The 12618-nt window shown below is 72.5% G+C and carries 8 protein-coding genes; 3 read left to right on the forward strand and 5 right to left on the reverse strand.

Annotated features, from left to right (window positions below; genetic code table 11):
- The first annotated feature begins 134 nt into the window (after positions 1 to 134).
- Positions 135 to 1721, forward strand: coding sequence for a methyl-accepting chemotaxis protein (locus tag ACIA8L_RS31230; protein ID WP_395910164.1), 1587 nt, complete (start codon positions 135 to 137; stop codon positions 1719 to 1721).
- Between the two features lie 37 nt (positions 1722 to 1758).
- On the opposite strand, the gene ACIA8L_RS31235 is transcribed toward ACIA8L_RS31230, so the two are convergent.
- Positions 1759 to 2169, reverse strand: a complete 411-nt coding sequence (locus ACIA8L_RS31235) for a RidA family protein (protein ID WP_395910165.1) — start codon at positions 2167 to 2169, stop codon at positions 1759 to 1761.
- Positions 2170 to 2313: 144 nt separating this feature from the next.
- Between ACIA8L_RS31235 and ACIA8L_RS31240 the strand changes: the two genes are divergently transcribed.
- Complete coding sequence (locus ACIA8L_RS31240) at positions 2314 to 3156, forward strand: hypothetical protein (RefSeq protein WP_395910166.1); 843 nt, start codon at positions 2314 to 2316, stop codon at positions 3154 to 3156.
- A 33-nt stretch (positions 3157 to 3189) separates the two neighbouring features.
- On the opposite strand, the gene ACIA8L_RS31245 is transcribed toward ACIA8L_RS31240, so the two are convergent.
- A complete protein-coding gene (locus tag ACIA8L_RS31245) occupies positions 3190 to 3849 on the reverse strand; it encodes an RraA family protein (protein ID WP_395910167.1) in 660 nt (219 codons plus the stop codon).
- A 32-nt stretch (positions 3850 to 3881) separates the two neighbouring features.
- Between ACIA8L_RS31245 and ACIA8L_RS31250 the strand changes: the two genes are divergently transcribed.
- Entirely contained in the window at positions 3882 to 6047 is a 2166-nt protein-coding gene (locus ACIA8L_RS31250) for a DEAD/DEAH box helicase (protein ID WP_395910168.1), read from the forward strand.
- On the opposite strand, the gene ACIA8L_RS31255 is transcribed toward ACIA8L_RS31250, so the two are convergent.
- The 3 genes from ACIA8L_RS31255 to ACIA8L_RS31265 are packed head-to-tail and all read right to left on the reverse strand — an operon-like array spanning position 6036 to position 12559.
- Complete coding sequence (locus ACIA8L_RS31255) at positions 6036 to 7145, reverse strand: TIGR03557 family F420-dependent LLM class oxidoreductase (protein ID WP_395910169.1); 1110 nt, start codon at positions 7143 to 7145, stop codon at positions 6036 to 6038. The two genes, ACIA8L_RS31250 and ACIA8L_RS31255, sit on opposite strands and share 12 nt — an antisense overlap.
- A gap of 46 nt (positions 7146 to 7191) precedes the next feature.
- A complete protein-coding gene (locus ACIA8L_RS31260; protein ID WP_395910170.1) occupies positions 7192 to 7377 on the reverse strand; it encodes an MbtH family protein in 186 nt (61 codons plus the stop codon).
- Position 7378: 1 nt separating this feature from the next.
- Positions 7379 to 12559 carry an amino acid adenylation domain-containing protein gene (locus ACIA8L_RS31265; protein WP_395910171.1) on the reverse strand — a complete coding sequence of 1727 codons (5181 nt, stop codon included), beginning with the start codon at positions 12557 to 12559 and terminating at the stop codon, positions 7379 to 7381.
- Positions 12560 to 12618 lie beyond the last annotated feature (59 nt).

Here is a 12618-nt window from a genome sequence, read left to right on the forward strand (position 1 = left end):
CGGTCAATGCCATCGAGCATCGTCGCAGTTCAGGGCCGCGGTCGGGCCCGAAACTTTCATTTCGCCAAAGTGGCCTGAGGAAGTTTCGCAATTTATACAGTGATGTCGGACTCGTGGACATTGTGGAGGTTCCGATGGGCTGGTTCGCGAACGTCAGCGTCCGGATCAAGATCCTCGCGGGAATCGGGCTGGCGGCGGCCGTCGCGCTCGCGGTCGGCATCACCGGCCTGCTCGCTCTGGGCACCGCCAGCGAGGCGGCGCAGCGCATCTATTCCAGCAATGTCAGCAGCATGTCAGCCGTGGGTCAGCTCCGGACAGCGGTCAGCGCCACCCGCTCCGACCTCGCCAACCAGGCCCTCTCGCAGGACGCCCCGACGGTCGCGAAATTCACCGAGCGATACAACAGCGATGTCACCGACTTCGCCGCGGCCATGACCGCGTACCGCAACAGCAGCCCGGCCGGCGACCTGAAGGTCATCGACCGTGTCCAGGCGACCTGGGACGCCTGGATGCAGATCGCCAAGACCAAGCAGCTGGTGGCCGGCGCGGCCAACGACTACGCCACCTGGCAGAAGACCCGCGACACCGAGGTGATACCGCTGCTGAACGCGCTCGCCGCCGACCTGGACACGCTCTACACGGCCGAGAACGCCGACGCGGCCAAGTCCGCGGCGGCCGCCCGCAGCGGCTACACGACCAGCCGGACCATCTCCGTCGTGCTGCTGATCGCGGGGCTCGCCCTGGCGCTGGCCTTCGGCCTGATCGTGGCCCGGGGTGTGGTCCGGCCGCTGGACCGGGTCCGGGCCGTCTGCGAGGCCCTCGAGCGCGGGGACCTGACCGCCACCACCGGCCTCACGTCCCGGGACGAGGCCGGGCGCATGGGCCAGGCCCTGGACAACGCCATGGACCGGCTGCGCCGCACCGTCCGCACCATCGACGGGTCGGCGTCGTCGCTGGCCGGTGCGGCGGAGCAGATGTCCGGCGTCACCACGCAGATGTCCGCGTCGGCCGAGGAGGCCTCGGCCCAGGCCCAGACCGTGTCGGCGGCCGCCGAGGAGGTGTCGCGCAGCGTCGACACGGTCTCGGCCGGCAGCGAGGAGATGGGCGCCTCCATCCGTGAGATCTCGCAGAACGCCTCCGAGGCGGCCCGGGTCGCGGCCGAGGCCGTCGCCGCGGCCACCACGACCTCGTCGACCATGACCAAGCTGGGCGCGTCCTCGGCCGAGATCGGCAACGTCGTGAAGGTCATCACGCAGATCGCGGAGCAGACCAACCTCCTGGCGCTCAACGCGACCATCGAGGCGGCCCGGGCCGGAGACGCCGGCAAGGGCTTCGCGGTCGTGGCGAGCGAGGTGAAGGACCTGGCCCAGGAGACGGCCCGGGCCACCGAGGACATCGCCCGCCGGGTCGACGCCATCCAGGCCGACACCGGCGGCGCGGTCCACGCGATCGAGCAGATCTCGGAGGTGATCGCCCGGATCAGCGACTACCAGACGACGATCGCCTCCGCGGTCGAGCAGCAGACGGCCACGACCTCGGAGATGAGCCGCAGCGTGTCGCAGGCGGCCACCGGCGTCGGCGAGATCGCCACCAACATCACCGGCGTCGCCGAGGCGTCCATGGTCACCAGCCGGGGCGTGACCGAGGCGCAGCAGTCGACCAGCGACGTCGCCCGCATGTCCACCGAACTCTCCGAGCTGGTCGCACAGTTCCGCTATTGAGAACCACCCCGGCCACCAGCAACGGCAATCAACGGTGTCAGCGCAGGGCGGCGACGGCCTCCACCTCGACGAGCTGGTCGGAGTAGCCGAGCACGGCGACCCCGAGCAGGGTGCTGGGCACGTCGTGCGCGCCGAAGTGGCGGCTCACCACCGTCCAGGCGGTGACGAGGTCGGCCCGGTCGTGGCTGGCGACGTAGACGGTCGTCTTCACCACATCGGTGAGCCCGGCCCCGGCGGCCGCGAGCGCGGTGCGCAGGTTGGCCATCACCTGCTCGGCCTGCCCGGCCACGTCCCCGACGGCGACGGTCGCGCCGTGCTCGTCGAGCGGGCAGGCGCCGGCCGTGAACACCAGCCGCCGCACGTCGGGAACTACCGAGGCGTAGGCGTACGGTGCTCGATCGGTCAGCTGCGGCGCCCGGATCAGCTCGATCGCGTCGGATGCGGTCATTGCCGCATCGTCGCAGCCGACCCCGCGCTTTGACGAGCGGATTAGGTGTTGCCTGACGTGATGTTTGTCTTGCGCACAGGACCGGGCCGCGTGCCCGCGGTTAGGCTCCGGTGCGGTCCAGGCCATCGTCAGACGGGAGCGGACATGTCCACCTTCGCGGTACCGGCGCGCCCGGGCGGCATCCCCGGCCGGGTCCTCGGCCGGCTCCTCGCGGCGACCGTGGCCCTGAGCGCCGCGTTCTTCCTGGCCCCGCCCCCACTGGCGGCGATCAGCCCCAACGGCGGATACGCCGACGAGGAGGCCGTGCACGACGCCGTCGGCAGCGCGTTCGCCGGCTACTGGCCGACCGGTGACGCCACCCTGACCCCCGACCTGCAGCGCCTGGTCGACTACTGGGTCCGTTTCCACATCTTCAAAGGCGCCTTCGCATTGGTACTGCTCATCGTCCTGGCCACCCTCGGCGTACGCCTGTGGCGAGCGTTCCTGGCCGCCGGCGACCGCGGCCTCGGCCGGCGCGTGGCCCTGGCGGCCGGCGGCACGTTCACGGCCGCGCTGGGCCTCTTCGCCGTCATGCTGGTCATGGCCAACATCCAGTGCACCCTCGCGCCGCTCTCGTCCCTGGCCACCTTCCTGGACGCCGGCACCACCCCGGCGGGCCTGCAGGCCCAGCTCCAGACCACCGTCGACACCGGCGCCGCCGCCTCCCCGCCACTGCAACGCCTGATCGACGACTTCGGCTACTACCACGCCGTGATGGCCGTCCTCGGCACCGCGGCCGCCCTGGCCTTCGCGGCCCTCAGCGCCCAGCAGTGGCGCCGCTTCGCCCGCGCAGTGCGCCCGGCCGCCCGCGCCCGCCGCGTCTTCGCCACGTTCGCCACCCTGGCCGCCCTGACAGCGGTGGCGTTCGCACTGCTGGCCTTCGGCAACACGGGCGTCGCCGCCGACCCCGCCCCGGCCCTCCTCGCCTTCTTCGAAGGCGGCTGGTAACACGCTCCACCGCCGCCGCGCCCCGGCCGGGCCCTACACGGTGAAGCGCAGGCGGGAGGGTTCGCGGCGGCTCAGGAGTTCGAGGTGCTCGGCCAGGTTGGTGACCTCGGCCAGGCTCGCCCCCGCGTCCAGGCGTTCGATGACCGCGGCCTCGGCAACCATGACGGCGGCGGCCGCGGTGAGGGAGGCGACGGCGGTGCGGGGGTCCAGGACGATGATGCCGTTGTGGTCGGCGATGATGAGGTCGCCGGGGCTGATGGACATGCCGCCGCAGACGACGGCGGTGTTGACCTGGGCCGGGACGATGGTGCTGCCGGCCTTCGGGCTCACGTGGCGGCTGTAGACGGGCAGCTGGCAGCCGGCGACGAAGCGCAGGTCGCGGTAGCCGCCGTCGACGATGATGCCGGCCAGGCCCTTGTTGATCGCGGCCCGGGCGAACAGCTCCCCGGCCAGGGCGGTCTCGCGGCCACCGCCGTCGACTACCAGTACCACTCCCGGCTCGGCGGTTTCGATCGCCTGGACGACGCCCAGGAAATCGTCCCGGCAGCGCACCGTCACCGCCGGGCCGCAGAGCACCGGATTGGCCGACCGGCAGCGCAGCTCCGGCGACATGACCCGCACGTCGCGGGCCGCGTCGCAGATGGCGGTGGTGTCGACGGCGGCGGCTAATCGGCGTACGGCATCCAGATCCACGCGAGCACGCTACTCCGGGTAGGTTCAAGACCATGACGGCCCCCACTCGGCGACAGACGCGTGCGCTGCTGAGCCGGGCCGGGCAAGTGCAGGCCGACGCCGAGACGATCGTCGAAGTGCTCGGGGCGGCGCGGGCCGAGGTCGTCGACGCCTACGCGGTGGCCAGCGAGCCGCAGGTGTGGGCGGCGATCGGCAAGATGTCGATCGAGACGGTCAAGGACACCGTCGACGGGCGGGCCAAGCTCGACGAGCTGCCCGCGCACGGCATTCACACGGTCGCCGACGTGCTGCGGGCCGGGCCGAAGCGGCTCACCGCGGTGCCGGGGATCGGCGACGGCACCGCCCGCAAGACCGTCCAGGCCGCCGAGCAGCTCAAGGCCGCGGCCCGCGACTCCCTGCAGTTCCGCATCGAGTTCGACCCGAAGAGCCAGGACCTGACCCGGCTGATCCGGGCCCTGTACGTCTTCGGGGAGGCGCGCCAGGCGGCCGGGCTGCACGAGGCCGACGCGCAGAAGGTCGCCGGTGAGCTGGCCCGGGAGCGGCCGATCGCCGGGCCGGCCGAGGCCGGGCGGCTGCGGCGGCTGTTCATGCGGGCCGATGACAAGACGACCGCCGACGACGCCGCCCAGCGGGTCCGGGCCCTGGTGGAGGCGGCCGAGGCCAGCGGTCTGGGGCCGGCCGCGCAGGAGCTGCGGCGGCTGCGGGCACCGAAGGACAAGCCGCTGTGGCGGCACTTCGAGCAGCACTCCGCGGACTATTACGGGCTGCTCGGCCAGGTCGTCGGGCTCGGCGGGGACGTGGCCGCCAGCGAGGGGTTCCTGCCCGCCGACATCGTCGAGCGCGTCGGCGCGCAGCAGCTGGACACGTCCCGGCTCAGCGAGGGGCTGCGGCTGCGGGGATACCAGTCCTTCGGGGCCCGGTTCGCCCTGGTCCAGCGGCGGGTCGTGCTCGGCGACGAGATGGGGCTGGGCAAGACCGTCCAGGCGATCGCCGCGATGGCGCACCTGGCCGCCCGGGGCGCCACCCACTTCCTCGTCGTCTGCCCGGCCAGCGTCCTGATCAACTGGTCCCGGGAGGTCGCCAAGCACTCGACGATCCCGGTGGTCAGCCTGCACGGCAGCGGCCGGGCCCGGGCCGTGGCCAGGTGGCGGGCCGAGGGCGGGGTCGGCGTGGTCACGTTCGGCTCGCTCGGCGCGCTCGAGCTGTCGCCACCGCAGCCGGCCCTGCTGGTCGTCGACGAGGCCCACTACGTGAAGAACCCGGGCGCGAAGCGGTCGCAGGCGGTCAACCGGGTCGCGGCCGCGTCCGAGCGGGTCCTGTTCCTCACCGGCACGCCGATGGAGAACCGGATCGACGAGTTCCGCAACCTCATCGAGCACCTGCGCCCGGAGATCGCGACCGGGATGGGGCCCGAGCACGCGGCGATCGGCGTCGAGGCGTTCCGCCGCGCGGCCGCGCCCGTGTATCTGCGCCGCAACCAGTCCGACGTGCTCACCGAGCTGCCGGAGCTGGTGCAGGTCGAGGAGTGGGAGGAGTTCGGGGCCGAGGACGGGGCGGCCTACCGCGACGCCGTCCGCGACGGCAACTTCATGGCGATGCGCCGGGCCGCGTTCGCTGTGCGCCGCCCGGCCGACTCGGCGAAGCTGACCCGCCTGCTCGAACTGGCCCGCGAGGCGATGGCCAACGGCCGCAAGGTCGTCGTGTTCTCCTACTTCCGCGACGTGCTGAGCGTGGTCGGCGCCGCGCTCGGACCGGCCGCCCGAGGCCCGATCACCGGCTCGACCCCGGTCCGTGACCGCCAGCGGATCGTCGACGAGTTCACCGCCGACCGCAAACCGGCGGTGCTGGTCTGCCAGATCGAGGCGGCCGGAGTCGGCGTCAACATCCAAGCGGCTTCGGTGGTACTGCTCTGCGAACCACAGGTCAAACCGTCGATCGAGGCCCAGGCGATCGCCCGCGCCCATCGGATGGGGCAGGTCCGCAGCGTCCAGGTCCACCGCCTGCTGATCGCCGACTCGGTGGACGAGCGCATGATCGAGCTCCTCGGCTCCAAGGCGCAGCTGTTCGACGCGTACGTGCGCCACAGCACCATCGCCCACGCCGCTCCCGGCGCCGTGGACATCTCGGAGGTACAACTGGCGAAAATGATCGTCGCCCAGGAGCAGGAGCGCCTCTCCGGTGCCCGCTCAGGGGTGTAGCTTCGGCAGGACCTCGGCGCCGTAGAAGTCGATGACCCGCCGCTGGTCGGACTGTCCGGAGTGGACGAACGGGGTGCCGCCACCGTCGATGATGTGCTGCAGCACCGCGATGTGCGGGGCCGGGTCGGTGCCGCGCGGCCACTTCGCGTAGACCTGGGGCAGGGGCCAGCGCTGCTCGGCGAGCCGCTGGATGGTCACCGGGTTCGGCTGGTAGAGCAGGTCCCCGAACGCGTCGACGGTGAACCGCCACCGCTCGGCCGCATACTCGACGTCGGGCTCGCCGCCGACCGCGACCATCGTCTCGACGAACTTCGGCATCGCGTCGGGGTCCTTGCCGGCGGCCCGGGCCCCGGCCGCGAACGCGTCGCGCAGCTCCGGCTTGGCGAAGTCGGCCGCGCCGGTGATCCAGCCGTCGCCGTGCTGCCCGGCCAGGCGGGCGCTCCTCGGGCCGCTCGCCGCGACCATGATCGGCACCGCCCGCGGCGGGAGGTCGTAGAGCCGGAACTGGTCGGTCTGATAGTAGGTGCCGTGGAACGTGGTGCGCCGGCCGGTCCACAGTGTCCGGATGAGCCCGACGGCCTCGGCGAGCCGGTCGTGGCGCTCCTGATAGCGCCCGAACCGCCCGGTGGCGGCCCGCTCGTTGAGCGCCTCCCCGGCGCCGACGCCGAGGAACACGCGGCCCGGCGACAGCACCCCGAGCGACGCGAACGCCTGGGCGACCTCGGCCGGGTGATGGCGGTACAGCGGGCAGGTGACCCCGGTCCCGAACGTCAGCGTGCTCGTGCGCTCACCGACCAGCGCCAGGGTCAGCCACGGATGCATCGAGTGCCGCTGGTTGTCCTGCCACGGCTGGCTGTGATCACTGGCCCACACCCGGTCGAACCCGGCCCGCTCGGCCCGCACCGCGAGGTCGGCCAGCTCATTGGTGCGAAACTGCTCGTGCGACAGCACGAATCCGACCTCGGCCCCGGCCTTCGGCGCCGCCGCCGCTCGTCCCGGAGCGGCCCCGGTCGCGGCCGCGCTCATGAGGCCGGCCGCGGCGGTCAGCGCACCGAGCCGGCGCCGCGACAGTCCACCCGTTGCGATATCCCCCTTCACGAACGTCCCGACTACCCTGAGTAATGACAGCAAAACAAAGAGTAGTTCAGCGGCGGGATCTTTTCGGGCGGAGGTCGGTCCAGACCTCGTCGATGTGGGCGAGACACTCGTCGCGGGGGCCGGTGAACCCTTCCGCGTGCCAGCCGGCCGGGCGGTCGCGGTCGGCCGGCCACAGGGAGTGCTGGCCCTCGTCGTTGCGGACGACCTGAAACGTGGTGACGTGCTCGAACATGTCAGTGCCTCTCCTGCAGCGCGGCCAGCCCGACGAGGTCGTCGGGCTCGGCGTCCGGGGTGGTCTGGTCGAAGCGGGCGAGGTGGCGGTGGCGCAGCGCGGCCGCGCTGAGGGCGGCGATGCACACCCCGAACACCACGTAGAGCAGGGCGATGCCGCGGCCCGCCCCGACGCCGAGCACCGCACCGAAGCTGCCGGCGAGGGCGCCGCCGGGGGCCATCAGGTGCTCGCCGAAGCGGGTGGCGAGCGGGGCGATGACGGCGAAGCCGAGCGGGATCGTCGACCAGGCGATCAGCGTGTTGAGGGCGAACACCCGGCCGTGGAAGCGCTGCGGCACCTTCGTCTGCACGATCGTGGCGTAGACGCCGTTGACGACGGCGAGCGCGAAGAGCAGGCCGAACGCGCCGGCGGCGATGAGGTACAGCGACGGGCGCAGGCCGATGACGACGCCGCACGCGCCGAGGCCGACGGCGCACAGCAGCAGGCCGCGCATGCGGTCGGCGCGCGGGCCACCCCACACGGCGACTGCGAGCCCACCGGCCAGAGCGCCGGCGCCGGCGGCCACGGCGATGTCGCCGGCCGCGGCGAGATCGTCGACGGACAGCGCGAGCGGCGAGAGCATCAGCAGCAGCGGCGACAGGAAGATGTTGAGGCCCGCGAAGTAGAAGAGCATCGTTCTGAGGCCGGGGCGGCCCAGGGAGTACCGGAAACCGTGCCTGATCTCGGCAATGAGGGACTCGTGCCGGGTGTGGGCCAGGGTCGCGGGGAACGCGACGCCGAGCACCACGGCGATCGAGACCGTATAGCTGAGCACGTCGATGGCGAGGATCCCGCCGATGCCGAACCAGGCGAGCGCGGCGACGGCCACGACCGGCACGACCAGCTGGGCGAGGCCGCCGGACATCTGCACGATGCCGTTGGCGTGGCCGAGGTACCGCTTGGGCACCAGCTGCGGCACCGCCGACGCGAACGACAGCCGCTGGAATGTCAGCGCCACCGACAACACCGTGATCATCACGTAGATCGCGGCGGTGTCGAGGTGCCCGAGCAGCAGCAGCGCGATCATCGCGGCCTGGGTGAGGCCGGCGACGCCGTCGCTGAGCAGCATGATCCGGCGGCGGTCGGTGCGGTCGACGATGGCACCGGCCAGCGGCAGGGCGAGCAGCCCCGGCACCAGGCCGAGGGTGGCCAGCACGGCGAACGTCGTCAGCGAACCCGTTTTCGTGTACAGCCACAGCGGTACCGCGAACTCGGTCAGCGCGGAGCCGACGATCGAGGCCAGCTGGCTCGCGGCGACGATGCCGAACCGGCGCAGGCTCGGCGTCGTGGGGGGCGGCGCGGTCGTCGTCTCGAGGCTGGGCGTCTTGATGACGGCCGCGACCTCGGCCGCGCGGTGGTTGATGAAGTAGTGCCCGCCCTCCGGCAGCATGACGACCGCGGCCCGGTCGGTGAAGGCCAGCCACTCCTTGTACCGCTCGCGATACAGGTCGGTCGCCGGGTCGCGCTCGCCGACGATGGACACGATCGGGCCGGTCAGCCGGGGCGGGTTGCCGGCGAACAGGCCGGTGAAGAAGTCCTCGGCCTCGATGCTGTCGCGGCGCATCGCGCGGATGAGCGTCGTGAGCTCCTGCGGGTCGAGGCCGGACAGGTCGACGCCCATGCCGGTGAGCCAGCTGGCATACACGCGGTCGCTGAGGATGCGCTCCCGGTCGGCCAGCCGGGCCAGCCGGCCGAGGACGCGGCCCTTGGGGCGGGCGAACGGGAACATAGCGCCGATGTAGACGGCCTCCGGTGGCCGCCCCGCCTCCTGCAGGCCGATGGCGATCGCCATCGCGTATGCGCTGCCGACGCCGCAGTGACCGTACACGATGATCGGGCCTTCGACCCGCTCGACGATCTCGGCGACGACGGCCGGCACCACCTCGGCCATCGGCCGCGCCTGCTCCTCGGTGCCCAGGTCGTGACCGGGCAGGGCGAGGCTGAGCAGCCGGTAGTCGCCGCCCAGCGCGTCGGCGAGGGGCTTGTACACGACCGCGCTGCCACCGCCGTAGGGCACCGCGATCACGGTGGTCGTCGCCGCCTGCGCGTTCGTGCTCAGATCGTGCAGGAGCCGGGTGTCGTGGGCGTCGCGTTCGGTGTGCTCGGCGAGCTGCCGCACGACCGGGAGGCGGAACAGGTCCATGACGCTGACGGACCCCAGCCCGGCGTCGGTGAGGCGGTGCCGCAGCCGGGCGACGACCTGCACGGCGAGCAGTGAGTGGCCGCCGAGCTGGAAGAAGTCATCGTCCGGCCCGATGTGCTCGACGCCGAGCACTTCGCCGAAGGCGGCCGCGACGAGGTGCTCGGCGGTTGTCTTCGGATGCGCTGCGGCCAGGCGCTTGTTCGGCCTCGGCGCGGGTGCCGGCAATGCTCGCCGGTCCACCTTGCCGCTCGGGCTCAGCGGCAGCTCCGGCAGCACCACCAGCGCGGCCGGGACCAGCTGCTCGGGCAGCGTGTCGCGCAGGCGGCGGCGCAGGTCGTCCAGGTCCGGGTCCACCCGGGCGGTGAGGTAACCGATCAGTCGCTCCTGATGGACCGCGCAGGCCGCGTCGGTGACCTCCGGCTGCTCGCGCAGCACCGCCTCGATCTCGCCCAGCTCGATCCGGATGCCGCGGAGCTTGACCTGGTCGTCGAGCCGGCCCAGGTAGTCCAGGGTGCCGTCGGGTCGCCGGGCGGCGCGGTCGCCGGTGCGGTAGAGCCGCGTCCCGTCCGGGCCGGGCACGAACTTCTCCGCGGTCAGGGCCGGCCGGTGCAGGTATCCGTCGGCCAGCCCGGCCCCGGCGATGCAGAGCTCGCCCACGGGCTGCGGGCGGCCGCGGTCGTCGAGCACGTGGAGGTCGATGTTCTGGATCGGAAGCCCGATCGGCACCCGGCTCGACCCGGCCAAGTTCTCGGGTGTGCACTCCCACCAACTGACATCGATGGCGGCCTCGGTCGGCCCGTACAGGTTGTAGACCGGACACCCGAGCCGCTCCAGCGCGTCGCGGGCCACGTCCACCGGCAGGGCCTCACCGCTGGCGATGACCCGGCGCAGGGGGAGCGGTCCTTCGGTCGAGGCCAGGAACGCGGCCAGCATCGACGGCACGAAGTGGACGGTCGTGACGCGCTCGCGGGCGATGACGTCGTGGAGATAGGCGGGGTCGCGGTGGCCACCCGGCCGGGCCAGCACCAGCCGGGCGCCGGCGATCAATGGCCAGAAGAGTTCCCACACGGATACGTCAAAGCTGATAGGCGTCTTCTGCAGTACCGCATCCGCGTCATTGATCTTGAATGTGTTTTGCATCCACAGGAGCCGGTTGACGATGGCGCGATGCGAGTTGACGGCGCCCTTCGGCCGGCCCGTCGACCCGGAGGTGTAGATGACGTACGCCGGGTGTGCGGGTGTGACGGCGACGACCGGTGGCGTGTCCGGATAGCCCACCCCGGCCGCGTCGTCGCTCAGGACCAGGACCGGCGCGCAGTCCGCGCGCATGAAGTCGAGCCGGGCCGCGGGATAGTCCGGGTCGAGCGGGACATAGGCGGCCCCCGACTTGAGCACCGCGAGGAGTGCGGTGACGAGGCCGATGCCGCGGGGCGCGCGGACCGCCACCCGTTCGCCCGGCCCGGCTCCGTGCGCGACCAGATAGTGCGCCAGCCGGTTGGCTCGCGAGTGCAGTTCGCCGTAGGTGTACTCCACGCCGTCGTCCACCACCGCGACGGCCGCGGGATTCGCCGGCTCCAGCAGGTCCAGCAGCGTGACGTCGGGGATCTCCACGCGGGCGCCCCGGGCCGGTCCGGTCAGCGCCAGGTCGGCGAGGGGGCGGTGCGGCTCGTCGAGGGCGGCCCGCAGCAGGGTCGTGAGGTGCGCGGCTAGACGCTCCACAGTGGCCGGTTCGAACAGCGCGGTGTCATAGGTGAAGAAGCCGGCCAGGCCGCCGTCGTGCTCGTAGAGGTACAACTCGAGGTCGAAGCGGGTCGCGACCGCGTCCACGACGTGCCAGGAGATGCGCACGCCCCCGTGCAGCGCCCGGGTCGCCCGCGAGTAGTTCTGCATGGCCAGGGCGACCTGGAACAGCGGCGACCGGCTGGTGTCGCGGGCCACCTTGAGCTCCGTGACCAGGTGCTCGAACGGGACGTCCTGGTGACTGTAGGCGTCCAGGGCGGTGTCGCGGACCCGCGCGACGAGCTCGACGAACGTCGGGTCGCCGGTCAGGTCGGCGCGCAGTGTGAGCACGTTGGCGAACATGCCGATCAGGCCCTCGGTCTGCGGATGGCTCCGCCCGGCCACCGGCGAGCCGACCGCGAAGTCCGGCTGTCCACTGTGTCGCCACAGCAGCGCCTGGAACGCGGCCATCAGCACCATGTAGGGCGTCGCCCGCAGCTCGGCCGCGAGCCGTTCGACCGCAGCGGTCGTCTCCGGATCGATGTGCAAGCCACAACCGCCGCCATGGTACTGCTGGCGAGCCGGACGAGGCCGATCCGTCGGCAGCTCCAGGGGGACCAGCCCGCGCAGCCGATCGCGCCAATAGGCGAGGTCGGCCGCCGGCTCCAGCCGCGCCCGCTGCCAGGCCGCGAAGTCCCCGTAGCGGACCTCCGGCTCGCCGTCGTCGGGCGCGCCGCCGGTGACGATCGCGTCGTACGCCGCGACGAACTCCCCGATCAGCAGGTCGGTCGACCAGCCGTCGGCCGCGATGTGGTGCACCAGCACCAGCAGCACGTGGTCGGTGCCGGTGCGGCGGAACAGCGTGGCCCGCAGCAGCGGCCCGGCGGCCAGGTCGAACGGCCGGGCGCAGTCGGCCGCGACGAGGTCCCGGTCCAGCACCGCCACGTCGACCGGCGCGGGCGCGGCGATGTGCGCGAGCGGCCGCCCGTCGTCGGTCGCGGACACCCGCAGCCGCAGGCTCTCGTGCCGGGCCACGACCGCCGTCAGCGCCCCGGCCACCGCGTCCGCGTCGAGGGGCCCTTCGAGGCGCAGCGCCACCGGGACGACATAGGCCGCGGTGCCGGGCGCGTACTGCTCCATGAACCACAGCCGCTCCTGCGCGAACGACAGCACGAGCGGTGCGTCGTCGCCGCGGCGCGGGATGCCGGCCGCGACCTGCCGGCGGCCGAGCCGCTGCCGCAGCAGCGCCTGTTTGGCCGGGCTGAGGACGGTGCCGGTCACGCGACCTCCGCTTCGCTCCGGCCGCGCGACCTCCAGGCTGCGTTCATGGTGACCGGCCC

Source organism: Dactylosporangium sp. NPDC051541 (assembly GCF_044454505.1).
Classification (GTDB): Bacteria; Actinomycetota; Actinomycetes; order Mycobacteriales; family Micromonosporaceae; genus Dactylosporangium.

What these genes read in the sequence shown, in the direction of transcription:
- ACIA8L_RS31230 (WP_395910164.1), top strand. Translation starts at nt 135, where the DNA reads ATGGGCTGGTTCGCGAACGTCAGCGTCCGGATCAAGATCCTCGCGGGA.
- ACIA8L_RS31250 (WP_395910168.1), top strand. Translation starts at nt 3,882, where the DNA reads ATGACGGCCCCCACTCGGCGACAGACGCGTGCGCTGCTGAGCCGGGCC.
- ACIA8L_RS31260 (WP_395910170.1), bottom strand. Translation starts at nt 7,377, where the DNA reads ATGTTCGAGCACGTCACCACGTTTCAGGTCGTCCGCAACGACGAGGGC.
- ACIA8L_RS31240 (WP_395910166.1), top strand. Translation starts at nt 2,314, where the DNA reads ATGTCCACCTTCGCGGTACCGGCGCGCCCGGGCGGCATCCCCGGCCGG.
- ACIA8L_RS31235 (WP_395910165.1), bottom strand. Translation starts at nt 2,169, where the DNA reads ATGACCGCATCCGACGCGATCGAGCTGATCCGGGCGCCGCAGCTGACC.